The sequence below is a fragment of the Sphingomonas sp. CCH5-D11 genome (assembly GCF_001557395.1).
Taxonomy (GTDB): domain Bacteria; phylum Pseudomonadota; class Alphaproteobacteria; order Sphingomonadales; family Sphingomonadaceae; genus Sphingomonas.
This window is the reverse complement of sequence record NZ_LSKH01000018.1, coordinates 14,857-39,736: the sequence shown is the minus strand read 5'-3', so window position 1 is coordinate 39,736 and position 24,880 is coordinate 14,857. Positions and strand designations below refer to the sequence as shown.

The window sequence follows — 24,880 nt, the reverse complement described above, 5'->3', positions numbered from 1 at the left end:
TGCGGCTTCATGAGAACATAGCGGAAACATGAAGCAGGAGGAGGAGTCGATGGCGACGACGGGCAAATGCCACTGCGGGGCGATCAGCTGGTCGGCGGAAGGGCCGCCGGAACATCATGCCATCTGCCATTGCGATGATTGCCGCCGCTGGTCCGGCGCGCCGCTGGTCGGCTGGATCGCCTGGCCGGCCGATCGCGTGACGGTCAGCGGGGACACGGCTACCTATCATTCCTCGCAGCACGGCACGCGTGAGTTTTGCGGCAGCTGCGGGACGGGGCTGTTCTACCGCAATGCCGAAGCGTTGCCGGGCATCATCGACATCCAGTCGGGAACGCTCGACGACCCCGAAAGCCAGCCGCCGGGCGCGCAGATCATGGTCAAGGATCGGCTCGGCTGGACCGCCGGCATCACTGAGCTTCCCGCTTTTCAAACTTATCCCGGTATGGACTGACTTCGAGAATTTTGCCGGTCGGTTTGCCGGCGGGCAGTCCCCGCGCTTCTTCGTCGGCGCGCGTGGAAAGTTTGTCTTTGCGCCGCCCAAGTGCCGGCGGACGGCAATATTGACGCGGGCTGGCGGCGAGGGGAGAGGGGGGCATGACGACGACCACTGCGACGACCGCGACCAGCACCAATTCCCCCCGCCGCGTGCTGCTGGCGAGCTTCGTCGGCACAGGCGTCGAATTCTACGATTTTTACATCTACGCCACCGCGGCAAGCCTCGTCTTCGGGCAGATCTTCTTCCCGGTGGCGGAGCCCGGCATGCAGCAGATGGCAAGCTTCGCCACGCTGGCGGTCGCCTTTTTCGCGCGTCCGGTCGGGGCCGCCTTTTTCGGCCATTTCGGGGATCGCATCGGCCGCAAGTCAACGCTCGTCGCCAGCCTGCTCACCATGGGGCTGTCCACCACGCTGATCGCTTTTCTCCCGACCTATGCCGATGCCGGCTGGTGGGCACCGTTCATTCTGTGCCTGCTGCGGTTCGGGCAGGGGTTCGGCCTTGGCGGAGAATGGGGCGGGGCGGCGCTGCTGGCGGTGGAGAATGCGCCGCCGGGCTGGCGTGCCCGCTTCGGCAGCGCGCCCCAGATGGGCGCCCCGGCCGGGTTCATCGCTGCCAACGGCCTGTTCCTTCTGCTCGGATTGTGGTTGACGCAGGATCAGTTCCGCGAGTGGGGCTGGCGCATCCCGTTCCTGATCAGTGCCCTGTTGGTTGGGCTGGGTTTGTGGATCCGGCTCAAGCTCACCGAGACGGCCGAGTTTGCCGCCGCACTGGAAGAAGCACCGCCCCCTGCCGTGCCGTTTGCGGAACTGGTCCGCCATCATGGCATTGCCACCATCGCCGGGACGATCGGCGCGATCGCGTGCTTCGCCCTCTACTATATCACGACCGCCTTCGCGCTCGGCTACGGCACGAAAACGCTCGGCTATTCCATGCAGTCGATGCTGCTCGTCCAGCTTGGCGCGATCCTGTTCATGGCGGTCGGCATCTATGGCTCGGCCTGGCTCGCGGACAGCAGGTTCGATGAGCGGCGCGTGCTTGCCGGGGGCTGCGTGGGCGTGGTTCTGGCAGGACCGCTGCTCGGCCCCATGCTGGGGTCGGGATCACTTCTGCTGGTATTCGCTTATCTCGCGCTCGCCTTGCTGCTGATGGGCTTCGTCTATGGCCCGCTCGGCGCTTGGCTGCCGGGCCTGTTCCCGCCGCGTGTTCGCTACACGGGGGCGTCGATGGCCTTCAACATTGCGGGCGTGCTTGGCGGCGGCCTGACCCCGCTGATCGCGCAGGCGCTGGCGGAGAATGTCGGGTTGGCGGCGGTGGGCTGGTACGGCAGCGTGGCGGCCGCGCTAAGCCTGGTCGCGCTGGTCGCGACGCGGCCACGTCCCCGCGCGCATGCGATCGTCGTGCAGCCGTGAGCGCGGCACTGCCAGGCCGTCACATCGTCGTGGCGAGCCGCTATGCGAGGCGGAGCAACGTCAATCTGGCTTTGCCATAGACACGAGTGGCATCCTCGACAAAGCCGTCTACGGTCACCTGCTCGTCACGCGCGGTTTCGATGCTGATCCACGTGGCCGGCCCCGTCCAGCCAAGCCGACCCAGTTTGTGGAGGGCGACCGCGCCGGCGCCGGTGCCGTAGGGCGGGTCCATCATGATCAGGTCCATTGGCGCTCGCGCCGGCCCCAGCGCCAGAACGCTTCCGGCGCGGACATCAGCGCCGGGCGCGGCGAAGGTCGTGATGTTGGCGCGAAGGGCATCCAGCGCCGCACGATCCTGCTCGACGAACAGGCACGAAGCAGCCCCGCGCGACAACGCCTCCAGGCCCAGCGCGCCGGATCCGGCAAAAAGGTCTGCCACTGCCAGGCCGTCAAAGCTGCCGAGACGGCTGGTCAGCATGGAAAACAGCGCCTCCCGGGTACGATCCGCGGTAGGGCGGGTCACGTCTCCCCGGGGTGCCGCGAGCGGGCGCCCACGCCATTGTCCCGCAACGATCCGCATCAGCGCGCGCCCCGCGGTTTAGTAGGCCGGGTCGGACGCGGTCGCGGCGAGCGCGGCGCTTCGTCGCTGCGATCCTGCCGGAACGACCGGGTGCGCTCGGTGCGCGCGCCGCTGTCACGCACGGCCAGCGTGCCGTCCGCGCGGCGCTGTGGGCCCTTGGCCGGTTTCGCGCCGGCTTTGCTCTTGTCGGACGCGACCGGCCGGGCCTTGGCCTGCGCGCGAGGCTCGACACTGGCGCGCACCTCCGGCGCTCGAGCATCATCCACAGCGACGGGCGCAACCCCGCGGCGCCGGGACGGCTGCGGCAGTTCACGCCGGGTCGGGTCTGCCTGAAACGCCTCGACGTCATGATGGCGCACTTCGCCGATTTCGCCTGGCGCCAGCTCCCCCAGGACGAACGGGCCGTAACGCGTACGGATCAGCCGGCTGACCTGCAGCCCGAGATGTTCAAGCACGCGGCGAACCTCGCGGTTCTTGCCTTCTTTCAGCACCAGCTCGATCCACAGGTTCGCGCCGGTGCGCCGCTCGATGTTGGCGTCGATCGAGCCGTACCTCACCCCTTCGATCTCGACACCGTGGATCAGTTCCTCAAGCTGCGGTTGACTGACCTTGCCATAGGCGCGGGCGCGATAGGCACGCTCCACGCCGGTGGCGGGCAGCTCGAGTTGTCGTTTCAGGCCGCCATCGGTGGTCATCAACAACAGGCCTTCGGTATTCAGATCGAGCCGACCGACGGGCATCAGCCGCGGCAGGCCCTTGGGCAGTCGATCATAGATCGTCGCCCGCCCCTTGGGATCGCGCTCGGTCGTCAGCACACCCGTGGGCTTATGGAACAGAAACAACCGGGCAGGCTCAGGCGCCGCCACGGGCGCGCCATCAACGGTGACGCCATCCAGCGAAGGCAAAAGCGTTGCAGGAGTGTCGACCAGCACGCCGCCAAGCGCGACTCGACCATCAGCGATCATGCGCTCGATCTCGCGGCGGGAGGCAACCCCGGCGCGGGCGAGGAGCTTGGCGATACGATGCAAGGGCGCAGTGGGCGGCGATCCGGCGCGGGAAGAACTCGACATGCCGCACCTGATACAGCCGTTGTGCGCGCGCGGCGAAATTATTTGCGTCGCAGCGAGCAGATGCGCGTTATCTGATCAGGCGTTCGCCGTCGTAAAACTCACAGGTCCAGGGAATGATCTTCGGCAGAAAGAAGCGTTCAATCGTACGGCTACTCGTGGTGGAGGACGAGCCGCTTGTTGCGTTCGATACCGAGCATCTGCTGAGCGAACAGGATTATGAGATAATCGCCACGGTCGACCGGGTCGCAGACGCGGTGGCGATCCTGAACACGGCGAGCGACATTCATCTTGTGCTGGCTGATCTGGCGCTTGCGGATGGCAGCGGGATCGAGGTGGCGCGCGCCGCTGGTCAGCTCGGGATACCCGTGATGTTCGTGACGGGAAACTGCCCCGGAGACGCGGAGGCGCTGGCGGTCGGCTGCTTGTCCAAGCCTTACGCGCCGCGCGATCTCCTGGGAGCGATCGGTGCGGTCGAGGCTACGCGGAGCGGCAAGGCACCGCGCCGGCTGCCCAATGGCTTTCGGCTGTTTGCACCCGTCCAAAGCACCGGCGACACTGCTGCGTTCGGCTGACGCTCCGTAGGTACGGCGTCTCGCAAGCGACGATCACCGCGCGGCACCTGCACCTCAGATGTTTTCGCGGCGCTGCGCGCGTGGATCAGTTCACGCGCGGATCGACGGATGGAGCCTCAGGCCCATCCGGCTCGCTGAAGCGGGCCGGCGCGTCATGCGGCTCCGCCGGGGCGCCGTCGTCCACCGCGTCGTTCCGTGCCGCGGTCTGGCCCTCGATGTCGGTACGTGCCGCATCGTCCCATGCGGCCGGTGCGCTGTCAGGAGAGGTGTCGGGTTCGTCCTCTGGCATGCTGTCCGGGTGCGGATCGCTGGTACGTCGGTCAGTCATGGTCATATGCTCGGCTGCGTAGGTGCCGGATCGGTGCCGGGAGTGGCAGGGGCAGGCTGATCGAAATCGGGGTTGGGCGGCGTGACCTCGGGCGGCGGTGCGGTCGGCTGTGCCGGCTGGCTTGGGGGCACAGGCTGTTCGGGCGGGGGCGTGGTAGCCATTGTCATCTGTCCTCTTCTGCCGCACCAACGCGCGATCGTGCGTCGCGGTTGCTGCCAATGCTTGCGGGGAGGCGCTGCGCGGTATAGAGGCCCGCGACCGGCGGTGCCTTATGCGGGCGTGGCGGAACTGGTAGACGCGCTGGATTTAGGTTCCAGTATCGCAAGATGTGGGGGTTCGAGTCCCTTCGCCCGCACCAGTTTATCCGCGGCGTGCCCGCGGATAGGCACCATCCACGAAATTCTTTTCAAGGCACGAAGATGCAGACTGTCGAGACGTTGAACGAGGGCCTGAAGCGCGCCTACACGCTGACCATCCCCGCGAAGGACATCGAGTCCCGCGTCGATGCCGAACTGGCACGCGTCGCGCCGCAGGTGCGGATGCCGGGCTTCCGCCCGGGCAAGGTTCCTGCAAACCTGGTGCGCAAGATGCACGGCCCGGCGCTGATGCAGGACGCGCTCAACACGTCGATTCAGGAAAGCATCCAGGCGCTGCTCGCCGAGAAGCAGCTTCGTCCTGCCGTTCAGCCCTCCGTCGCGCTGACCGAAGGCTATGAGCCGGGCAAGGATGCCGAGCTGAAGATCGAGGTCGAGGTGCTGCCGCAGGTGCCTGCTCCCGCTATCGAAGGTCTCAAGCTCGAGAAGCTGGTCGTCCCGGCCGCCGACGAGGTGATCGACGAGCAGCTTCAGAAGTTCGCTGACCAGACCAAGAGCTGGGACGAGACCGACGAGGGCTATGCCGCCCAGAACGGTGACCTCGTCACCATGGATTTCGTCGGCAAGACGATGGACGGTGTCGCCTTTGAGGGCGGCACGGGCACCGACATGGCCGTGGAGCTCGGCTCGGGTCGACTGATCCCGGGCTTCGAGGATCAGGTCGTTGGAGCAAAGGCAGGCGAAGAGCGCCAGATCAAGGTGACCTTCCCTGAGGAATATCAGGCCAAGGAACTGGCCGGCCAGGACGCGACTTTCGATCTCACCATTAAGTCGGTGAAGACCGCGGGCGAAGCCAAGGTCGATGAGGATCTGGCAAAGAACCTCGGGTTGGAGAGCCTCGAACAGCTGCGTGGCCTGATCCGCAGCCAGGTCGAGAGCGAGCTGGGCAATCTCACCCGCACGCACATGAAGCGCAAGCTGCTCGACCAGCTCGCCGCCGGCCATGATTTCGAAGTCCCGCCGTCGATGGTCGAAGCCGAGTTCCAGCAGATCTGGGCGCAGCTTGAGCATGAAGCGACCCATGAGCCCGATCCCAAGGCGGCCATGGAAGAGATGGAGAAGGAGCGCGACGATTACCGCAAAATCGCCGAGCGCCGCGTCCGTCTCGGCCTGCTGCTGAGCGAGATCGGCCAGGCGAATGGCGTCGAGGTGACGCAGCAGGAGATGAACCGCCTGATCGCCCAGGCCGCGCAGCAGTATCGCGGCGAGGACCAGCAGCGCTTCATCCAGTACATCCAGCAGGAGCCGATGGCGGCTGCCCAGCTGCGTGCGCCGCTGTACGAGGACAAGGTCGTCGACTTCCTGTTCGACAAGGCTGACGTGACCGAGCGCGAGACGACCCGCGAGGAGCTGGAAGCCGCGATCGAGAGCGAGGACGGTTTCGCGACCGGCACGCACCACCACGATCACGACAACCACAAGCCCAAGCAGAAGAAGGCTGCTGCCAAGAAGAAGTCCGAGGAAGCTACCGCCGACGTGGCAGCTGAGGACGATGCCGAGGTGAAGCCGGCCAAGAAGCCTGCGGCCAAGAAGAAGGCGGCTGATGCTCCTGCCGACGCTGGCGAGGAAGCTGCCGCGGCGGCTCCGGCCAAGAAGCCGGCGGCGAAGAAGGCTGCCGCAAAGCCGGCCGCGCAGGACGAAGCGGCTGAGGGCGAAGCGGAAGCCAAGCCTGCCAAGAAGGCACCGGCCAAGAAGGCTGCGCCGAAAACCGAGGCGTAACCGCAAGGCCGGTCCGTCGACCGTTCACGGCGGCGTGGAGAAACATGCGACAACGTAGCGCGTGATGTCTCCAGTTCCCGGCACCGACGGTCTGGCGATTGACTGTTCCTATTCTCATCACCCCGGCTTTGCGCCGGGGTCCCGCCACCTTCCGCGATATGGCGGGTGCGGGACTCCGGATCGAAGCCGGGGTGATGTGCTGTTTGGCCTCAGGCAGACGTATGATCGTCCTGCCATGTGCTTCCCTGGCCCTGCCCGGCAGGCTTGCCCGGCGTCCATCCTTCCGCAAGAACCTTGAGCTATCAGGTGAGCGGCGCAGTGACGCAGTATGCGGCAGCGATTACGCAAGGAATTACGCTTGAATCAGCCAGTGATAGCTGTCCTGCTGCCGTGCTACAACGAAGATGCCGCGATCGGCCTCACAGTGGCAGGGTTCCGTGCGGCGCTGCCGGGCGCAGCGATCTACGTGTACGACAACAACTCCAGCGACCGAACGGTGGAGGTGGCGCGCGAGGCGGGCGCGATCGTGCGGACCGAGCGCATCCAGGGCAAGGGCGCGGTGGTGCGTCGGATGTTCGCCGACATCGACGCGGACATCTATGTCATGGCGGACGGGGATGCGACCTATGACGCGGCCTCCGCGCCGAAATTGGTCGCGCGCATGCTCGAGGAGCAGCTGGACATGGTCGTCGGGAGCCGGGTCGGCGAGGCGGCGGCCGCTTATCGCCGTGGACACCGCTTCGGCAATGCAATGCTCACCGGCATGCTCACACGACTGTTCGGCCGGAGTTTCAGCGATATTCTGACGGGTTACCGCGTGTTCTCTCGGAGGTTCGTGAAGAGCTTCCCGGTGCTGTCGGTCGGGTTTGAGATCGAAACCGAGATTTCGGTCCACGCGCTTGAGCTCAAGATGCCGGTGGCTGAGATTGAAACGCCCTATTTCGCGCGGCCAGAAGGATCGGTGTCCAAGTTGAGCACCTATCGGGACGGCTGGCGCATCCTGGGCACGATTGCGACCCTGTACCGGATAGAACGACCCTTGTGGTTCTTTGGCGCCTTTGGCGCGGCGCTGCTGGCGCTTGCGATCATCCTCGCGATACCGCTGGCGGTCACTTATGCGCAGACCGGCCTTGTTCCCCGTTTCCCGACCGCCATTCTAGTGACCGGGCTGACGATCCTGGCGGCGCTTTGTGCCTTTGCCGGGCTGATCCTCGATACGGTTGTTCGCGGTCGTCGTGAGGTGCGTCGCCTTGCTTATCTGGCGCATCGTGCACCTGGCGGCTGATGACGCTGGTCACGGCTGATTGGCTGCCCTAGGCTGGTCGGATGACACAAAAACTCGCGAGCCGCGTCGTGGCCCTCGTGCTGGCGGGCATGGTGCTGCCCAACGCAGCTCACGCGCAGGATGAGGCGGAGAAGCCGCGGGGAGCGTGGCGGACGCGGATCGGGGCGGGGCCACAACTGGTGCCCCGTTTTCCGGGCTCGGGAGATATGGTCTTTAGGCCCTTCTTGGACGTGTCGCGGGCGCGCGGTGATACGCCATTCGAGTTCGAGGCAGCGGATGAGAGCAGCGGCCTTCCCCTGTTGCGCCAGCAGGGGTTTGACTTCGGTCCGGCACTGACATTCGAGGGATCGCGACGAACACAGGATCTGCCTGGCGTGCCGCGTGTCGGCTTCACGGTGGAGGCTGGCGGCTTCCTTGAGTATACGTTTGCAAACCCGGTGCGCGCCCGTCTGGAGGTGCGGCAGGGTATCGGTGGGCATGAAGGTCTCGTTGGCATGGCCAGCGTTGATTACATTGCCCGTGATCGTGATGACTGGCTGTTTGCGATAGGCCCGCGCCTGTCGTTCAGCGACCGCGGGTATCAGCGCGCCTATTTCGGCGTCCCGGTTGAAGCCTCGATCCCGTCAGGCCTTCCGGCCTTCCGGCCCGACGGCGGCATTCATGCCGTTGGTGGCACGGTCACGTTTCTCAAGCAGCTTGATCGCCGCTGGGGTATATCGAGCTACGCCAAGTACGACCGGCTGATTGACGATGCGGGTCGCTCCCCCATTGTGGATCGACTGGACTCGAAGGATCAATGGTCTGGCGGCATCATGCTGACCTACACATTCGGACCGGTGAACGACTGATCTGAGCGGGACTTGAAGTCGTGCGACCCGCGCGCGACATAGGTGTTCCTGAGGCATAAGAGAGATATTCCATGCACAATCCGTTCGAGACCGGCGACTTCGCAGGCGCCCTGGCGCGCGCCGGAGTCGGCATGCAGCAGACGCAAGCCGGCCTCGTTCCCATCGTGATCGAACAGTCGAACCGCGGCGAGCGTTCGTTTGACATCTTCAGCCGCTTGCTTCGCGAGCGGATCGTGTTTGTTACCGGCGGGGTCGAAGACGGCATGGCGAGCCTCATCACCGCCCAGCTGCTGTTCCTGGAATCGGAAAATCCGAAGAAGGACATCTTCATGTACATCAACTCGCCGGGCGGCGTCGTCACGGCGGGCATGGCGATCCATGACACGATGCAATACATTCGGCCGCGCGTCGGCACGGTGTGCATCGGTCAGGCGGCGTCGATGGGCAGCTTCCTCCTGTCGGCGGGCGAGCCGGGTATGCGCGTGGCGCTTACCAACGCCCGGATCATGATCCACCAGCCGTCCGGTGGCGCGCAGGGCATGGCCAGCGATATCGAGATCCAGGCGCGCGAGATCCTTCGTATCCGCAGCCGCATGAACGAACTGTACGCCAAATATACCGGCAAGCCGATCGAGGTGATCGAGAACGCGATGGATCGCGACAAGTTCATGAGTTCGGACGAGGCCCGGGAATTTGGCCTTATCGACGAAGTTTTCGACAAGCGGCCGGCACCGGCCGATGATGTGGCAGCGGCGGCCTGATCTCCGTTAGCCTCTTTCCGGCATTGCCGGATCATGACTGGCCGGGTTACCATGCCCGGCCGGCAAAGGATGTGATTGAATGACCAAGCTCAGCGGCGGCGACTCGAAGAGCACGCTTTATTGCTCGTTCTGCGGCAAGTCCCAGCACGAGGTTCGCAAGCTCATCGCGGGACCGACCGTGTTCATCTGCGACGAGTGTGTGGAGCTGTGCAACGACATCATTCGTGAGGAAACCAAGTCGGCGCTTGTCTCCAAGAAGGATGGCGGCGTGCCGACCCCGCAGGAGATCTGCGACGTCCTCGACGATTACGTCATCGGGCAGAAGCAGGCCAAGCGGGTGCTCTCGGTGGCGGTGCACAACCACTATAAGCGGTTGAACCACGGTGCGAAGGGCGCGGATGTCGAACTCGCCAAGTCGAACATCCTGCTTGTCGGCCCGACCGGATGTGGCAAGACGCTGCTGGCGCAGACGCTGGCGCGCATCCTCGACGTGCCGTTCACCATGGCGGATGCGACGACGCTGACCGAGGCCGGTTACGTCGGCGAGGATGTCGAGAACATCATCCTGAAACTGCTCCAGGCGTCCGACTATAACGTCGAGCGGGCGCAGCGCGGCATTGTCTATATCGACGAGATCGACAAGATCAGTCGCAAGGCCGAAAACCCGTCGATCACGCGCGACGTGTCGGGTGAGGGCGTGCAGCAGGCACTGCTGAAGCTGATGGAGGGCACCACCGCCTCCGTGCCGCCGCAGGGTGGCCGCAAGCATCCGCAGCAGGAATTCCTGCAGGTCGACACGACGAACATTCTGTTCATCTGCGGCGGCGCCTTCTCGGGTCTGGAAAAGATCATCGGCGATCGTCTGCAGGGCAAGTCGATTGGTTTCGGCGCTTATGTCGCGTCGCCCGAGGAAAAGCGCACCGGCGAGGTGCTGCGCCAGACCGAGCCGGAGGATCTGCTCAAGTTCGGCCTCATCCCCGAGTTTGTCGGACGCTTGCCGGTGATCGCGACGCTTGAGGATCTGGACGTAGCCGCGCTGGTGAAGATCCTGAGCGAGCCGAAGAATGCGCTGGTCAAGCAGTACCAGAAGCTGTTCGAAATGGAGGAAGTGAAGCTTGGCTTCACCGACGATGCGCTGGTGACGGTTGCCAAGAAGGCAATCGAGCGGAAGACCGGCGCTCGCGGCCTTCGGTCTATCCTGGAGGGCATCCTCCTTGATACGATGTTCGACTTGCCCGGCATGAATTCGGTTGATGAAGTGATGATCGACAAGGACGTGGTGGATGGCCGCAAGGAGCCGATCCGCGTGTACGCCGAGAAGAAAAAGGCTGGTAGCGACGCCGCGTAAGCGATCGTCTGCGCAGGGCATGAGCGGGCGCCGAGCAATCGGCGCCCGTTTTCGTTTCGGATCGGGAGCAGTTACGCGGCTGTGTCATTCCCAAGAGGGACAATTGAGGAGATCTGATGACCGAACAGCCCGACAACGTCGACGCCATCGTGCCGCCCGCGAGCAAGCGGGCCTTGCTGGGGCGGCTTGGCCTTCCCGCCTACACGCTGGCGTTCCCGCTGCTCGGTGCGATTGCCGTGTTGCTGTCGCTCTACAAGATGGGGACAATCGGCACCGTTGCTGCATCCGCGATCCTGATCGGCTCCGTGCTTGCCGCGGTCCACCACGCTGAGGTCGTTGCGCACCGCGTTGGCGAGCCCTTCGGCACCTTGGTGCTCGCCATTGCGGTCACCGTCATTGAGGTGTCGCTGATCGTCAGCCTGATGTTGTCGGACTCCGGCGATGCCTCAGCCCTCGCGCGCGATACCGTGTTTGCCGCGATCATGATCATTCTCAACGGCATCGTCGGCCTCTGCCTGATGGCAGGCGGGCTGAGACATGGCGAACAACGGTTTACGCTTAGTGGTGTCAGCGCAGCACTGGCGGTGCTGACGGCACTGGTGGTGCTATCGCTGGTGCTGCCCAATTACGTCACCAGCGCAGCAGGGCCGACCTATGCGCCAGCGCAGCTTGTGTTCGTGGCGGTCGTGTCGCTGTTCCTGTATCTCATGTTCGTGCTCGTTCAGACCGTGCGGCACCGCGAGTATTTCCTCCCAGGCGAGGAGCTGCCCCGTGATGCGCACGCTGACCGGCCGAGCCGCACGACCACGATGTTCGCGCTCGCCTTCCTCCTTATCGCGCTGGTGGGGGTGGTGCTGCTCGCCAAGGGGCTTTCCGCCACCGTCGAGAGAGCGGTGCTCGACGCCGGCCTGCCGCTCGCCGTCGTCGGTGTGGTGATCGCGGCGCTGGTGCTCGCCCCGGAAGGCCTGGCGGCCTATCGCGCTGCCAAGCGCAATCGGTTGCAGACCAGCCTCAACCTTGCCCTGGGATCCGCGCTGGCGACGATCGGGCTGACCATTCCTTCGGTCGCGATCGTCTCGTTGATGCTCGATCTGCCGCTCGCGCTCGGCATTGGCGCCAAGGGCATCACGCTCTTGATCCTGTCGCTGTTCACGATCACCCTGTCACTTGGAACGGGACGGACCACCATCCTGGGAGGGGCAGTGCATCTGGTGATCTTCGCGGCCTATCTGTTCACCACCGTGGTCCCGTGACGGCGATCCGGATGGCCGGCCGTGCGGATCGCGCGCGCGTTTCCGCCATGCTGGCGCGCGCCTTTGCCGACGATCCCGCGATGGCGTGGATCTTCCCTGATCCGGCAGAGCGCGCGCGCCGGCTGCCGCGGCTGTTCGCGCTATTGTTCGACGATGACGCCGGGGGCATGCGCCTAGTAACCGCGAACGGCGAGGCGGCGACGCTATGGCGGGGGCCCGGCGAGGCGACAACCAGCACGGTTGCGATTCTGCGCCAGGCCTGGCCGTTCTGGCGCGCGCTGGGCACCCGCATTCCGCGCGCGCTCAAGGTGTCGGCCGCGATTGAAGCGCACATGCCGCCCGGTGAGTTCTGGTACCTGCACATCGCCGGATGCGATCCCATCGCGCAGGGCAGGGGGCTGGGCCGCGATGTAGTGAAGGCCGGGCTCGATCGCGTGGCAAAGCGATGGCCGGCGTATCTGGAGACTGCGACCGAGCGCAATCTAGGTTTCTATCGCGCGCTGGGGTTCACCGTCACGGACGAATGGACGGTGCCGGGCGGTGGCCCCAGGTTCTGGTCGATGTGCCGCCCAGCGGACTGAGCGCCGGCAACGAGGTGTTCGATCCGCGACGGATCGTCAGCCAGCGCGTGTGACGGCAAAGGCCGCCACTAGGGTCATCAGCGCAAGGCAACTGCTCGACACTGCGAAAAGGATGAAGCGCGGCTTCACCCGATTGCTGGTCGCCTGGACGAGACTATGTGCCACACGCAGCGCGACATAGGCCCAGGCCAGGATCAGCGCGATCGACGACGCGCCATCGGCAAGCGTCAAGATGAGGCATAGCGCGTAGAACAGCACGGGCTGTTCGAGCAGATGGTTATAATTATGGGCCTTCCACTGCGCTTCGGCAGGCAGCGAGCGATCCGCGTCGGAGGCGCGGGAGCCGACCAGCGTGCCCATGCGGATACCGGCACGGCGCATCGCGGGGAGCCGAGTGGCAAACATCCAGCCTAGCATCACCAGCGTCCAGCCGATCAGCGCCACAGCAGGCTGGAGAAGCGCGAGGGAGATCATGCCCGAAGGCTAGCGCGACGCCGATCGGCTGTCACGCGCCTCGGCAGGGGGCGCGGGCCGCGCTGGCGCCGGCAGAAGCGGGGCAGCTACGCCGCCCCGCTTCCGATCGATCAGGCGAACAGCTTGGCCCAGCCGCGCTTGGCGCGGTCCTTCCAGTGGCCGCGGTGATAGGCGTCGGACGCCAGCAGCGGCATTACCGAGCCTGCCTCCGCGAACACCATCTGCTCAATGCCGGTGTTCACCTTGCCCCAGCTCGCCGCTTCCTGCAGCGTCGAGGACGAGCAGGCGCCGTCGCGCACGTCGGCGACGGTGATCTGCACGGCGTATTTGTGCACCTCGACATCCTCGTGGCCGAGGATTTCGGCGCACACCACCGTGTCCTGGATGAAGTTCTTCGGCACGCCGCCGCCGATCATCAGCAGGCCGGTGGTGCCGGCCTGGATCTTGATCTCGGTCAGCTCGCGGAAGTCGGCGATCGCGTCGAGCACCATGTACGGGCGGCCTTCCTTGGCCGCGTCGACCTGATGCTTCACCAAGCCGAAGCCGGCCGACGAATCGACGAACGCCGGGCAGAAGATCGGCACGTCATGCTCATAGGCGAGCTTGACGAGGCTATTGTCCTTCTTGCCGTGCTCGACGAGATACTTGCCCATCTCGCGGATGAACGCGCGGCTCGAATAGGGCTTCGGCTCCAGCGACTCGGCGATCTTGTTGATCGTGAAGTCGCAGTCCTGCAGCTGCTCCTCGTCGATGTACGTGTCGTAGATGCGGTCGATATAGAGCGAGCGCAGCGTGTCATCATCCGGCACTTCCAGCGCCTGATAATGCTTGTGGCCGAGGCCCTCGAAGAAATCCATGTCGACGATGGTGGCGCCGGTCGCGACGATGCAGTCGACCATGTTGTTGCGCACCAGCTCGGCATAGAGGTCCATGCAGCCGCCGGCCGAGGTGGAGCCCGCGATCACCAGCACGACGGTGCAGTCCTTGTCGGCCAGCATGTCGTTGTAGATCTTGGTCGCGCGGCCGAGGTCGCGGCTGGTGAAGCTCATGTCGCTCATCGCGTCCACGATCGGGCGCGCATCAAACGAGCGGATGTCGATGTGCTTGACCTGCTTCGACAGCAGTTCCGCCTTGCGGGTGTCGTTGATCGGCGCATTCGCGGCCGCGGTCTTCGTGAGGGTGTCAGTCATGTCGGTTGCTCTCGCATGATTGCACAGTCGTTCGGAAGGGGACGCGCTAACCCGTAAGCACGGCAGCGCCCCGCAAGGAGCGCTGCCGCTGTTCAGTGATGTAGGTCGTGAGTTACAGCTTTACGACGTTGGAAGCGGCTTCGCGTTCCACGATGGCGTACATCGATGCCATCGGCTCGTCCTCGACGATCACCGTTTCGTCCGATCCGAAGCCGTTGAACGCCGTGCGCATCGCTGAGCCATAGGCACCCAGCATGCCGATCTCGAAATAATCGCTGGTCTGGATGTCGGCCGGCAGCAGGAACGGACCTGCCATATGGTCGATATCGTCGCAGGTCGGGCCATAGAACGAGAACGGGTGATCGCGAACAGTCGACTCCGGCTCGCGAAGCAGCGCGACCGGGAAACGCCAGCCGATGTGCGCGGCGTCGAACAATGCGCCATAGGCACCGTCGTTGATGTACAGCTCGTTGCCGCGGCGCTTTTCGACCCGCACGACAATGCTGCTATATTCCGCACACAGCGCGCGACCTGGCTCCGCCCAGAGCTCAGCCGAATAGCTGATCGGCAGGCTCTCGAACGCGCGATGGATCGTCTCGAAGTACCGCTCCAGCGGCGGCGGCTCCATGCCCGGATAGGTGGAGGGGAACCCGCCGCCAACGTCGATCACGTCAACCGTCACAGCCGCGTCGACGATCGCCGCACGCACGCGCTCCATCGCATCAGCATAAGCCTCGGGCGTCATCGCCTGGCTGCCGACGTGGAAGCAGATGCCGAGCGCGTCAGCCGCCTGGCGGGCGGCAAAGAGCAGCGGCTTCGCATCCTGCGGCGACACGCCGAACTTGGACGCCAGGCTGAGCTTGGAATGCTCGGACGAGACGCGCAGCCGGACACAGAGCGTCAGATCAGATGCATTGCGCGTGGCGCGCATGATCTTCTCGAGCTCTTCCATCGAATCGAGGCTGAACGTGCGCACCCCGTGCTTGAAATATGCCTCGGTGATCGCCTCTTCGGCCTTCACCGGGTGCATGAAGCAGAGCGTCGCTTCCGGCACGGTCCGCGCCACCATCCGGACTTCGCCGATTGAAGCAACGTCGAACGTGGTAATCCCGTTGTCGAACAGGATCTTGATCAGATCCGGCGAGGGATTGGCCTTCACGGCATACATCGAGCGACCCGGAAACTTCTCCACGAAGAACCGGGCGGCGCGTGCCGCGGCGTGCGGACGCACGAGCGTGACCGGCTGGACCGGCTTGCCCTGTGCGATGTCGATAGCGCCCGAAACAGAGTTGCGAGCAACGGTCGAGAGGGGCGCTAGCCCCAGCGCGCGATGATCCTGGTGCAATTCAAGGGACCTCCAATGCCAGGGGGCAAGCCCCCGGTCTTCAGTTGACGAAATCACTGCCTTGCGGTGGAAGTCCCATGGGGCAGCGGAGGCGCGCACTTAGGGTCGCTCACCCCCTATGTAAAGTGTGTTTTCGCTGGCTCGAATTTGCGGCAAGGACGAATTGTGACAATTCTGCGACAACCTACGCGCGCCGGAGTGCGCGATGCTGCGGCGAAGATCGCCGCGATCCTTCCACCGACGCCGCTTTTCGTTAGCGAAATCAAGGGCGTGCCTGTCGCCTTCAAGGCGGAATCGCTGCAGCCGATCGGTGCATTCAAGATACGTGGTGCCTGGCACCGATTGACCGCGCTGGAACCGAACGCACGCTCACGCGGCGTGGTTGCGTTCTCGAGCGGCAATCATGCGCAGGGGGTTGCCTGGGCGGCCAAGAGACTCGGCATGCCGGCGATCATCGTGATGCCTGCGGATGCGCCCCGATCGAAGGTGCAGGGCACGTTGGCGCTGGGCGCGGAGGTGGTGAGCTACGACCGGCTTACCCAGTCCCGGGAGCTGATCGCAGCCCAGCTTGCCGAGGCGCGTGGAGCCACGTTGGTGCCAAGCTTTGACGATCCCTGGATCATTGAAGGTCAGGGATCTGCCGGGGTCGAGATCGCTGCTCAGATGGAAGCCGCCGGCTTGGGAGAGCCGCGCCATGTGGTCGTTCCGTGCGGGGGCGGCGGGCTGGCGGCGGGCCTTGCCCTGGCCCTTCCGGGAGCAGCAGTCAGCGTCGTGGAGCCCGAAGGGTGGGATGATATGCGCCGGAGCCTGGAGGCGAGTTGGATCCTTCCGGTGGGGGATGGGCCGCCGCCGACGAGTTGCGACGCATTGATGACGAAGGAAGTTTCCCGGCTCACCTTCGACGTGCTGTCGCGCCGCGATGCCACAGGCGTGGCGGTCTCGGAGGCGCAGATCGGGGCGGCGCAGCGCTGGGCGGCCGAGCGGCTGCGCCTCGTGGTCGAGCCGGGTGGTGCGGTTGGCCTGGCTGCCGTTCTCTCAGGTGCAATCGCGCCTGTGCCTGGGATGGTGGTGATCCTGTCGGGCGGGAACGTGGATATCGACGCTTATGCGCGGACGATCGCCACTTCAGCCGTATCGTGAGAGCGCCGCAGCCCGACCTTTGCCGGTCCCGCGCAGAGCGATAGGAGGCCATCATGAATGCGATTGCCAGCGCCGCGCCCGCCATTGCCATGCTTGCGTCCTTCGCCTGCCTGCTGGGCGGCGGCTGGTTGATCAAGACGCGTCGGGATACCAAGCGTGGCTGGTTGATGATTGTGATGGCGGCCGTTCTGTTCGGCAACGTGCTGATCTGGACCTTGTAGCTTTGGCAGCACGCCCCTTGGGCCTCGGGTGATTACTGACATCAAGGTAAGTTCGGTTCTTTCCTGCCATCGTCGGATGAGCTAGACTCTCGTCAAAGAGAGGATCGTCCATGAACGAGCATGTCGACGTCATCATCGTCGGAGCCGGGCTGTCTGGCGTCGGGGCGGCGCATCATTTGCAGCAGCGCTGTCCGGATCGGAGCTACCTGATCCTTGAGGCCCGACAGGCGATGGGAGGAACCTGGGATCTCTTCCGTTATCCGGGCATCCGCTCAGACAGCGACATGCATACGCTCGGATACAATTTCCGGCCCTGGACCAAGGCTAAGGCCATCGCCGACGGCCCGTCGATCCGTGAATATATCGAAGAAACGGCGCGCGACGGCGGAATAGATCGGCGAATCCGGTTCGGTCATCGGGTGACCGGCATGGATTGGTCGACGGCTGACGCGCGCTGGACGGTAAGCGTTCACGGACCGGATGGGCCGACGTCCTTCACCTGCTCATTCCTGCACATGTGTTCGGGTTATTACGATTACGAGCAGGGGCATGCGCCTCACTTCCCCAATCAGGAAGAATTCGGCGGTCGGATCGTACATCCGCAGTTCTGGCCCGAGAACCTTGACTATGCCGATAAGCGCGTTGTCGTGATCGGGAGCGGTGCCACGGCCGTAACGTTGGTGCCCGAGTTGGCGAAGACGGCGGCGAGCGTCACGATGCTGCAGCGATCGCCCACCTATGTCGTCTCGCGCCCGGGTCAGGACGCGCTGGCCAATTGGTTGCGGGCGAAGCTTCCCAGCAAGGCGGCCTACGGGCTGACACGGTGGAAGAACGTCATGTTCGGGATGTTCTTCTATCGCATGACGCGCCGGAAGCCGGACAAGGTTAAGCAGAAGCTTCTGGATCAAGTGCGCGAACACCTCGGTCCCGACTACGACGTGGCGACCCATTTCACGCCGCGTTACAATCCGTGGGACCAGCGTCTCTGCCTGGTGCCAGACGCAGACCTGTTCGACACGATCAAGGCCGGGAAGGCGGCGGTCGTGACGGATACGATCGAGCGCTTCACGCCAGAGGGGATCCTGCTGTCCTCCGGCCAGCTGCTTGAGACGGACATCGTCGTGACCGCGACCGGGCTGCGGGTGAAGCTGCTGAGCGGTATCGATCCGATCGTCGACGGCGTGGAAAAAAGCATCGCAAACGCGCTGCAATATAAGGGAATGATGTTCTCCGACATTCCCAATCTGGCGTTCACCTTTGGCTATACCAATGCCTCCTGGACGCTGAAGGCCGATCTGGTCGCCATGTATCTGTGCCGCCTGCTCAACACCATGAAGAAGCGCGGCGTGCGCCAGGCTACTCCCCGGATCGGCAACCAGTCGATCGCGGCGGAACCGTTCGTGGATTTCAGTTCGGGTTATATCCAGCGGGTGGCGGATCAATTGCCCAAGCAGGGAAATAGGAAGCCGTGGCGCCTCAACCAGAATTATGCGCTGGACGTCATGGCGCTCCGCTTCGGCTCGGTTGATGACAGCATGGAATTCTCCAATCCGCTGCCGGAAAGGACGCGCGCCGCGGCATAGCGACATCGCGTCATTCGCCTGTTCCCTCCGGCGTCTAAGGCGCTAAGGCGCGTGCCTTCGCAGCAAAGGAGAATGGCGCGGTGGCCGATGTGCTGATCCTCACCACTGGGGGAACGATCGACAAGCTCTATTTCGATGCACTGAGCACTTATCAGATCGGCGAAAGTGTGGTCGATCGGGTGCTGAAGACGGCACGCGTGACCTTGCCGTATCGCGTCGCCGAGGTGATGCGGAAGGACAGCCTGGAGATGACCGACGATGATCGGGCGTTGATCGCCCGTCAGGTCGAAGATGCGGCCGAGACACGCATCATCATCACCCATGGCACCGATACCATGACGCAGACGGCGCAGGCGCTCGCCGGCATTACGGGTAAGACGATTGTTCTGGTGGGCGCCCTGTCACCAGCACGCTTCGCCGAAAGTGACGCCAGCTTCAATCTGGGCATGGCGATCGCAACTGCCCAGGCTGCACCTGCGGGCGTCTGGATCGTGATGAACGGTACCGTCTTCGACGGGTTGCGGGTCCGGAAGGATCGTGCCGCGAACGCCTTTATCCCCGTCGAACCATAAGGTTCGCTAGTTCCGAACCGGCCCCCGCCGTCACTCGCCGGTTCGTCGTGTCGCGGACTTCAGCGCGCCATTCGCAGCGGTTATCTCAGGGCTGGTGGCGGGTTAAGAACACCGGACAGCGCTATCGTAAAAAGGCGGGCTGATCCGAGCCCGCCCGCGTTGTTCAACGCTGCGCGAGGCTCACCACGCCGACCGGGGGTGGAAAGTCGAGCACGCCACACTTCTTCGTCTGCCATTCGCCCTTCCGGGACCAGCAGATGCTGTCGAGGCGCGGGACGCGAGATTCAGCGTAAAAGTAGCGCGGGAACTGCTGCTCACCCCACGGCGACAGGCTGTTACGGAACTCGCGCATGCGCTCCTGCGCCAGGGTGCCGAAGCTGCCCCGCGGCGTGTAGATCGCGGCGCGGCCAATCTTGCCTGCCGTCTGGCAGAAGTTGAACTGCGAGGCGACAGCGTTGAAGCTGGAATAGGTTCTGGTGCCAAACTGATCGAGCGCCGTCTGCCCTGCCTTGGGCGTCTTGTTGACGCGCTTGAAGTAGGCAGTCAGCGTGTCGTAGCTCTCCTTCAGCTCCGCACGATGATCGGTCAGCACCGCATTGTAATTGTCGACCGTGAGCAGCGTGGGCTCGAACTGGCATTGCAGCGCGGCGACATTCAGCGCCGCTCGCAGCGTCCAGGTCAGTCCAGCCTTGACTTCCTGCTCGGTCGCGCCGGGCAGCGGATGTGCGATGCCGGGTTCATCCCCGCGCACCACTGCGCCCGACAGGTCCTTGGACTTCATGAAGAATTGCGCCGAAGCCGGCATGGCGCCCGTCACCGCGGCCGCTGCCAAGCTTAGCCCGACGATCCGCAACCCAACCATCCGCATGATATCCCCCAAACGCAACGCGCGGGATTCATACGCGTTTTTGCTCAATCCTCCAACCCTGTTCGTCACGCCAATCGCACAATCGGGCGATCCTTACCTGCTCTGAAACGACGAAGACCGCCCGGTTGCCCGAGCGGTCTTGAAGAACACCTTTTCGAAGCGAGGATTACATCGCGTTCGTGGTGGTGTTGGTCATCATCATGTCGTTCGACATCATGGTGTCGTTCGCCATCATGCCGCCGTTCATGGCGCCATCGACCGCCGTCATGTTGTCGGTCATCGTGTCGAGACCCTCGGTCGCGTTCATGTCGGTGATGGTGGTGTTGTCGACCGTGGTTTCGGTCTGCGAGCCGCAAGCCGACACGGCAAGCGCGGCTGCCGCAATGGCCGAACCGGTCAGGATCTTCGAGATAGCACGCATGGAAAGCTCCCTAGATAGTGGATTTGGACGGCGGACGGATCCTTAATACCCAAATCGAAGTGGATATTAGTCACAGATCGCCGACCCCTCAAGCCTCGTTTTCACGCGCACAAGTAAGGCTTTCGAGGAAAGCGTTGAATGTTAACGCCATCGCGGCGTCAAAGGTTTCAAACCCGTGCTCCGCGCCAAGCGCCTCGGCGCTGGTCACCGGATAATCAGCGATGCCGCACGGCACGATCCCGCCGAAATGCGACAGGTCAGGGGAGAGGTTCACGGAGAAGCCGTGCATGGAGACCCAGCGGCGCACGCGCACGCCGATCGCGCCGATCTTAGCCTCGGTTCCACTGCTGTCTCGGGTCCAGATCCCGATCCGGCCGGGCGCGCGAAACGCGGCTATTCCCATTTCGCCAAGTGCGGCGATCACCCAGCCTTCAACCGCGTGAACAAAGCAGCGCACATCGCGGCCGCGCTGGGCCAGGTTGAGGACCAGATAGCCGATGCGCTGGCCAGGCCCGTGATAGGTGTACCGGCCGCCACGGCCCGCATTCACCACCGGGAAGCGAGGGTCGATCAATTCCGCAGCGTCTGCGCTGGTGCCGGCCGTATAGACTGGCGGATGTTCCAGGAGCCACACCAGTTCGCGCGCCTGCCCCGCGGCGACATCCGCGGCGCGGCGCTCCATTTCTCGAAGAGCGGCCGCATAGTCGGTCAGCCCCGGCGTTATCCGCCATTCGATCTCTTGAGCGTTGATCACGAAAGGGCAGATGCGGATGGTGGCGGCGATTGGCAAGCGACCGGTCGATCGAGTAGCGTTGCGGGCATGATGCACGCACAGGATCGGCCATGATCAACATCGGGACAGTGTGGGATCGCACCATGTCCGTCATTGCCGGACGGTTCGGCATCCTGCTGTCGCTGGCACTGCTTCTGCTGATCGCCCCGCCGCTTGTGCAGGCTGCCGTCGATACGTTGGGCGGCACTTCATTCGCGATGCGAGCCATGCAGATGGCGATGGCTCTAGTCGTTTTTGTAGCCGCGGCGATCGGCGCGATCGCGATTACCGCGGTCGCGAGCAATCCTGATGTGGACCGCGCATCGGCTCTCGCAATCGGACGTGCGCGTCTTGGTCCCTTCATCGGAGTTTCGCTGATCATCGGACTTGCGTTCGGACTGGTCACACTTCCGGGCCTGATCCTTGTCGGGATCTCGGGCTTCAGCCTGGAGCAGGCGCGCGCGGGCGGAGCTCAGGATGCGGTGAACTTAACCCTTCTTGGCATTGGAATTCTGTATTTATTTCTGCTGGCGCCATTGATGTTATGGGCTGCGGCGAGGCTTGTTCCGCTTGGCGCCGTGATCGTGAACGAACGTCGCGGCATCGCGGCGATTGCACGGTCGTTCGCGCTGACGCGTGGCGCGACGCTGAAGCTGATCGGCGTGCTTATTCTATATGGCGTCGTGTTCCTGGTGGTGCTGACTGCCGCAACATCCGTGATCGGTCTCGTCGCCCGCCTGCTCGCAGGAGCGAACGGGACTGTCGCGGTGTCTTTGGCCGTTGCTGCAGCCACGGCTCTCGTCACCGCCTTGTTCAGCATCTTGCAAGCCGTGTTCGGCGCAAGCCTTTACGCGGCGGCACAAGAGGCGCACGAGGCCGCATGACCATCAATTTCGCGCGCCTGCTGGCGGACGGCTGGGCTGTCCTTCGCCGTGAGGCCGAACTGGTTCTCGCGCTGGCGGGGGCGCTCGTCTTTCTGCCTGCGCTTGCCGTGCAATTGCTGTGCGATCCGATGCCCCCGCTGCCGGCTCAACCCGGCGATGAAGCATCGATGACGCAGTGGATGGAGGCGGTATCGACATGGGGGCAGGGCAACGCGATCTGGTACCTACTGGCAGATCTCGTCGGCATGGTCGGGCTGGCTGCCATCGCTTTGTTGCTGGTGGCGCCTGAACGGCCGACGGTGGGCGCCAGCCTCACGACTGCGCTGCGGCGGTTGGGCAGGTTCGTGCTAGTAAATCTGCTGGTCGCGATTCCCGTGGGGCTTGGACTATGGCTCTTCGTTTTGCCGGGCCTGTACCTGCAAGCCCGCTTCATCGCCGCCGTGCCGATCGTGGCGGCTGAGACGGATCAGAGCGCCGCGCGCGCGCTGGGTCGCAGCTGGCGGATGACGGCTGGGGTCGGTTGGGCGGTGCTTGGCGCGGTGGTCGCGCTGTTCATGGCGCAGTGGCTGGCCGTCAGCCCGCTCTTCTCGTTCGATGCGTGGCTGAGGGATCCGGGCCACGACAATCCGTTCCTCATCGCGCTCGTCACGACCCTTCTGACGCTGGCGGGAACGATCTACAACGTCGGCCTGCTGCTGGTCGGGATCGTCGTCTACCGCCGCTTCGCAAGCATCGGGACATGACGACCCGCCTCGGGCGGTAACAATCCGGCGAGGCGAGGATCGGCAAAGGTTTCCATCGTGCGTTTCACGGCAACGAAGCCCTGTGCGCGATAGAAGTTGAGCGCTGACGGGTGATCCAGCGTGCACGTGTGCACGATCACGCGCTCGACCCCGGGGCGCCAGCTTCGCGCCATCGCTTCGCTCATCAGCCACCGGCCATGACGCTGGCCGGCAAGTTCCGGAACAAGCCCGAAATACGATAGCTCGCACGCGCCCGTGTGGCGAAAATCGAGCTCCAGCATGCCGACCTCGATCCCGCTGCGGTCGGTGACGGCATATATCTCGATCCCGGTGCTGTGGATGATCGCGAGCAGCTCATCTTCACCCATGGCGAGGCGGGAAAACCACAGCCATGGGCCGCCTACCCGGCGGAACAACGTCCGGTACGCTGCGGCCGATGGCTCCGGCCAGTGCACCAGGCGCAAGGGAGAGGCCGGCAGCGGGCGCAGCTTCGGCCTCTCGGTCATCTCCAGCGTGGTGACGATTGTCGCCAGCTGATCGTTCGGGACTGGGATCAGGCCCATGTCGCCACGGGAGGCAGGCTCATCAGGATGGCATCGATGTTGCCGCCCGTCTTCAGTCCGAACAACGTCCCCCGATCGTAGACCAGATTGAATTCCGCATAGCGCCCGCGCCATGCATTGCGCTCAGCCATCTCTGCCTCGGTAAACGGAAGGCTCATGCGCCGGCGGACGATGCGCGGGAACACGTCGAGGAAGGCGCGGCCAACATCCTGCGTAAAGGCGAAGTTGGCGGCGAAATCGCCCTCCAGATGATCGTAGAAGATGCCCCCGACACCGCGATGGACCTTGCGGTGGGGGATGTAGAAATACTCGTCCGCCCATTGTTTGAAGCGGTTGTAGTGCTCCGGATCGTGCGCATCGCACGCGGCCTTCAGCGTCGTGTGGAAATCCGCCGTGTCTTCTTGCCGGGGAAGTGGCGGATTGAGGTCCGCACCGCCACCGAACCAGCGTTTCGTGGTAACCAGGAAACGGGTGTTCATATGCACGGCGGGCACGTGCGGATTAGCCATGTGAGCGACCAGGCTGATGCCGGTCGCAAAGAAGCTGGGATCCTCGGCAGCGCCGTGGATCGTCTTGCCGAATTCGCCCTCAAACCGGCCGCCAACGGTTGAGACGTTTACGCCGACCTTCTCGAAGACGCGGCCGCGCATCACGCCGCGGACGCCGCCGCCGCCAGGTGCACCTGAGGGATCCTCGCGGTCCCATGCCGTATAGTCGAAGGTGGCGTCCGAGCCGGCCTCGCGTTCGATCGCCTCGAATTCCGCGCAAATGAGGTCGCGAAGCTCTTCGAACCAAGCGCGGGCGGTGGATTGTTCGTGGTCAAGCGTCTGCATGGCGGGCTGATACCGGGTCAAAAGCCGCACTGTCGAGATGTCAGGCGCGGGCCGACCTGCCATGTCGCGGGCTGCTCACCCGGAAACAGTCGTTGTCGCGGTCTGGCGAAGCGATTCGGCGAGGATGATGCCGGCGCTCACCGCGACGTTCAGTGATCGGAAGCCGTGCCGAAGCGGTATGCGCACCGCAAGCTCGGCCGTCGCATGCACGTGATCCGGCACGCCCGCACTTTCGCTGCCGAACAGAAGAATGTCGTCGGGTTCGAACCGCGCGTCCCACAGGTCAACGGCGCCGCGTGTCGTGGCGAGCACCAGCCGTCCGGTTCGGGCCTTGTTAAATGACGCCCAATCGAGATGCCGGGAAACCGCCACGGAACCCGCATAATCCATGCCCGATCGGCGCAAGGCACGGTCGCCCCACGGGAACCCCATCGGCTCGATCAGATCGACGGACACGCCAAAACAAGCAGCGGTGCGCAGGATCGTGCCCACGTTTCCGGCAATGTCGGGCTCATACAAGGCTATGCGCATCGCGCTTCAATAGCGTGCTTCAACGCCGCCGACACGATGAAGGCTTGATGAACGGAGGCAAAAATCACCATTGGCAGGGGCAGGGTGCGCAGCTATCAACCGCCCACCCCGCGGGT

29 protein-coding genes and 1 tRNA gene are annotated in these 24,880 nt (G+C 64.2%); 18 read left to right on the top strand and 12 right to left on the bottom strand.

Annotated features, from left to right (window positions below):
• Window positions 1-49 precede the first annotated feature (49 nt).
• Both AX702_RS01160 and AX702_RS01155 read left to right on the top strand, forming a co-directional pair.
• Window positions 50-451, top strand: a complete 402-nt coding sequence (locus AX702_RS01160; RefSeq protein WP_066775319.1) for a GFA family protein — start codon at window positions 50-52, stop codon at window positions 449-451.
• 143 nt (window positions 452-594) lie between these two features.
• Window positions 595-1,905 (top strand): MFS transporter, encoded by a 1,311-nt coding sequence (locus AX702_RS01155; protein ID WP_066775276.1) that lies wholly within the window; start codon window positions 595-597, stop codon window positions 1,903-1,905.
• A gap of 40 nt (window positions 1,906-1,945) precedes the next feature.
• Here AX702_RS01155 and rsmD read toward each other — a convergent pair whose 3' ends face one another.
• Both rsmD and AX702_RS01145 read right to left on the bottom strand, forming a co-directional pair.
• Complete coding sequence (gene rsmD / locus AX702_RS01150) at window positions 1,946-2,485, bottom strand: 16S rRNA (guanine(966)-N(2))-methyltransferase RsmD (protein WP_066775273.1); 540 nt, start codon at window positions 2,483-2,485, stop codon at window positions 1,946-1,948.
• Window positions 2,485-3,555, bottom strand: a complete 1,071-nt coding sequence (locus tag AX702_RS01145) for a pseudouridine synthase (RefSeq protein ID WP_231731681.1) — start codon at window positions 3,553-3,555, stop codon at window positions 2,485-2,487. The genes rsmD and AX702_RS01145 overlap by 1 nt, the downstream gene beginning before the upstream one ends.
• Before the next feature lie 113 nt (window positions 3,556-3,668).
• Between AX702_RS01145 and AX702_RS01140 the strand changes: the two genes are divergently transcribed.
• Window positions 3,669-4,127, top strand: coding sequence for a response regulator (locus AX702_RS01140; RefSeq protein WP_066775271.1), 459 nt, complete (start codon window positions 3,669-3,671; stop codon window positions 4,125-4,127).
• Between the two features lie 85 nt (window positions 4,128-4,212).
• Here the strand turns inward: AX702_RS01140 and AX702_RS01135 are convergent, their stop codons facing one another.
• A complete protein-coding gene (locus AX702_RS01135; RefSeq protein WP_156455304.1) occupies window positions 4,213-4,455 on the bottom strand; it encodes a hypothetical protein in 243 nt (80 codons plus the stop codon).
• 273 nt (window positions 4,456-4,728) lie between these two features.
• Here AX702_RS01135 and AX702_RS01130 point away from each other — a divergent pair.
• From AX702_RS01130 to AX702_RS01095, 8 genes are all read left to right on the top strand, one after another.
• Window positions 4,729-4,813: transfer RNA gene (locus tag AX702_RS01130), tRNA-Leu, on the top strand.
• 61 nt (window positions 4,814-4,874) lie between these two features.
• On the top strand, window positions 4,875-6,548 hold the full coding sequence (gene tig / locus AX702_RS01125; protein WP_066775262.1) for a trigger factor: 1,674 nt from the start codon (window positions 4,875-4,877) through the stop codon (window positions 6,546-6,548).
• 328 nt (window positions 6,549-6,876) lie between these two features.
• Window positions 6,877-7,833: a glycosyltransferase family 2 protein gene (locus AX702_RS01120; RefSeq protein WP_066775260.1), complete on the top strand. Its 957-nt coding sequence runs from the start codon at window positions 6,877-6,879 to the stop codon at window positions 7,831-7,833.
• 41 nt (window positions 7,834-7,874) lie between these two features.
• Window positions 7,875-8,681, top strand: a complete 807-nt coding sequence (locus AX702_RS01115; RefSeq protein ID WP_066775256.1) for a MipA/OmpV family protein — start codon at window positions 7,875-7,877, stop codon at window positions 8,679-8,681.
• 71 nt (window positions 8,682-8,752) lie between these two features.
• The gene (locus tag AX702_RS01110) at window positions 8,753-9,442 is read left to right on the top strand and encodes an ATP-dependent Clp protease proteolytic subunit (RefSeq protein ID WP_066775254.1); all 690 of its coding nucleotides are present in this window, start codon (window positions 8,753-8,755) and stop codon (window positions 9,440-9,442) included.
• A 79-nt stretch (window positions 9,443-9,521) separates the two neighbouring features.
• Entirely contained in the window at window positions 9,522-10,790 is a 1,269-nt protein-coding gene (clpX, locus tag AX702_RS01105; protein WP_066775251.1) for an ATP-dependent Clp protease ATP-binding subunit ClpX, read from the top strand.
• 116 nt (window positions 10,791-10,906) lie between these two features.
• Window positions 10,907-12,043 (top strand): calcium:proton antiporter, encoded by a 1,137-nt coding sequence (locus tag AX702_RS01100; protein WP_082745907.1) that lies wholly within the window; start codon window positions 10,907-10,909, stop codon window positions 12,041-12,043.
• A gap of 11 nt (window positions 12,044-12,054) precedes the next feature.
• The gene (locus tag AX702_RS01095; protein ID WP_231731680.1) at window positions 12,055-12,624 is read left to right on the top strand and encodes a GNAT family N-acetyltransferase; all 570 of its coding nucleotides are present in this window, start codon (window positions 12,055-12,057) and stop codon (window positions 12,622-12,624) included.
• 36 nt (window positions 12,625-12,660) lie between these two features.
• Here AX702_RS01095 and AX702_RS01090 read toward each other — a convergent pair whose 3' ends face one another.
• The 3 genes from AX702_RS01090 to AX702_RS01080 all read right to left on the bottom strand — a co-directional run bounded on the left by AX702_RS01090 (window position 12,661) and on the right by AX702_RS01080 (window position 15,633).
• Window positions 12,661-13,098, bottom strand: a complete 438-nt coding sequence (locus AX702_RS01090; protein ID WP_066775249.1) for an MAPEG family protein — start codon at window positions 13,096-13,098, stop codon at window positions 12,661-12,663.
• Window positions 13,099-13,208: 110 nt separating this feature from the next.
• Window positions 13,209-14,288 carry a 1,9-bis(guanidino)-5-aza-nonane synthase gene (locus AX702_RS01085; RefSeq protein WP_066775246.1) on the bottom strand — a complete coding sequence of 360 codons (1,080 nt, stop codon included), beginning with the start codon at window positions 14,286-14,288 and terminating at the stop codon, window positions 13,209-13,211.
• A 112-nt stretch (window positions 14,289-14,400) separates the two neighbouring features.
• Window positions 14,401-15,633, bottom strand: coding sequence for a type III PLP-dependent enzyme (locus tag AX702_RS01080; RefSeq protein WP_066775243.1), 1,233 nt, complete (start codon window positions 15,631-15,633; stop codon window positions 14,401-14,403).
• 198 nt (window positions 15,634-15,831) lie between these two features.
• On the opposite strand from AX702_RS01080, the gene AX702_RS01075 reads away from it, so the two are divergent.
• From AX702_RS01075 to AX702_RS01065, 4 genes are all read left to right on the top strand, one after another.
• Window positions 15,832-16,773, top strand: coding sequence for a threonine ammonia-lyase (locus AX702_RS01075; protein WP_066775240.1), 942 nt, complete (start codon window positions 15,832-15,834; stop codon window positions 16,771-16,773).
• Window positions 16,774-16,826: 53 nt separating this feature from the next.
• On the top strand, window positions 16,827-16,994 hold the full coding sequence (locus tag AX702_RS21930; RefSeq protein WP_156455303.1) for a hypothetical protein: 168 nt from the start codon (window positions 16,827-16,829) through the stop codon (window positions 16,992-16,994).
• A gap of 110 nt (window positions 16,995-17,104) precedes the next feature.
• Window positions 17,105-18,577 (top strand): flavin-containing monooxygenase, encoded by a 1,473-nt coding sequence (locus AX702_RS01070; RefSeq protein ID WP_156455302.1) that lies wholly within the window; start codon window positions 17,105-17,107, stop codon window positions 18,575-18,577.
• Between the two features lie 80 nt (window positions 18,578-18,657).
• Complete coding sequence (locus AX702_RS01065) at window positions 18,658-19,149, top strand: asparaginase domain-containing protein (protein WP_066775237.1); 492 nt, start codon at window positions 18,658-18,660, stop codon at window positions 19,147-19,149.
• Between the two features lie 163 nt (window positions 19,150-19,312).
• Here the strand turns inward: AX702_RS01065 and AX702_RS01060 are convergent, their stop codons facing one another.
• Window positions 19,313-19,930, bottom strand: coding sequence for a hypothetical protein (locus AX702_RS01060; RefSeq protein WP_231731679.1), 618 nt, complete (start codon window positions 19,928-19,930; stop codon window positions 19,313-19,315).
• Between AX702_RS01060 and AX702_RS22315 the strand changes: the two genes are divergently transcribed.
• On the top strand, window positions 19,920-20,123 hold the full coding sequence (locus AX702_RS22315; protein ID WP_197420455.1) for a hypothetical protein: 204 nt from the start codon (window positions 19,920-19,922) through the stop codon (window positions 20,121-20,123). The genes AX702_RS01060 and AX702_RS22315 overlap by 11 nt on opposite strands.
• Window positions 20,124-20,183: 60 nt before the next feature.
• On the opposite strand, the gene AX702_RS01055 is transcribed toward AX702_RS22315, so the two are convergent.
• Both AX702_RS01055 and lipB read right to left on the bottom strand, forming a co-directional pair.
• Window positions 20,184-20,438 (bottom strand): hypothetical protein, encoded by a 255-nt coding sequence (locus AX702_RS01055; RefSeq protein ID WP_066775232.1) that lies wholly within the window; start codon window positions 20,436-20,438, stop codon window positions 20,184-20,186.
• 88 nt (window positions 20,439-20,526) lie between these two features.
• Window positions 20,527-21,228, bottom strand: a complete 702-nt coding sequence (gene lipB / locus AX702_RS01050; protein ID WP_443026275.1) for a lipoyl(octanoyl) transferase LipB — start codon at window positions 21,226-21,228, stop codon at window positions 20,527-20,529.
• Between the two features lie 53 nt (window positions 21,229-21,281).
• Here lipB and AX702_RS01045 point away from each other — a divergent pair, with 53 nt between their 5' ends.
• Window positions 21,282-22,094: a hypothetical protein gene (locus AX702_RS01045; protein ID WP_066775229.1), complete on the top strand. Its 813-nt coding sequence runs from the start codon at window positions 21,282-21,284 to the stop codon at window positions 22,092-22,094.
• Window positions 22,091-22,837 carry a hypothetical protein gene (locus tag AX702_RS01040; RefSeq protein WP_066775226.1) on the top strand — a complete coding sequence of 249 codons (747 nt, stop codon included), beginning with the start codon at window positions 22,091-22,093 and terminating at the stop codon, window positions 22,835-22,837. Before AX702_RS01045 ends, AX702_RS01040 begins: the two co-directional genes overlap by 4 nt.
• Here the strand turns inward: AX702_RS01040 and AX702_RS01035 are convergent.
• From AX702_RS01035 to AX702_RS01025, 3 genes are all read right to left on the bottom strand, one after another.
• Window positions 22,807-23,400: a GNAT family N-acetyltransferase gene (locus AX702_RS01035; protein ID WP_066775223.1), complete on the bottom strand. Its 594-nt coding sequence runs from the start codon at window positions 23,398-23,400 to the stop codon at window positions 22,807-22,809. The genes AX702_RS01040 and AX702_RS01035 overlap by 31 nt on opposite strands.
• Window positions 23,391-24,233, bottom strand: a complete 843-nt coding sequence (gene hemF, locus AX702_RS01030; protein ID WP_066775220.1) for an oxygen-dependent coproporphyrinogen oxidase — start codon at window positions 24,231-24,233, stop codon at window positions 23,391-23,393. The genes AX702_RS01035 and hemF overlap by 10 nt, the downstream gene beginning before the upstream one ends.
• A 75-nt stretch (window positions 24,234-24,308) precedes the next feature.
• Entirely contained in the window at window positions 24,309-24,764 is a 456-nt protein-coding gene (locus tag AX702_RS01025; RefSeq protein WP_066775216.1) for a tRNA (cytidine(34)-2'-O)-methyltransferase, read from the bottom strand.
• Window positions 24,765-24,880 lie beyond the last annotated feature (116 nt).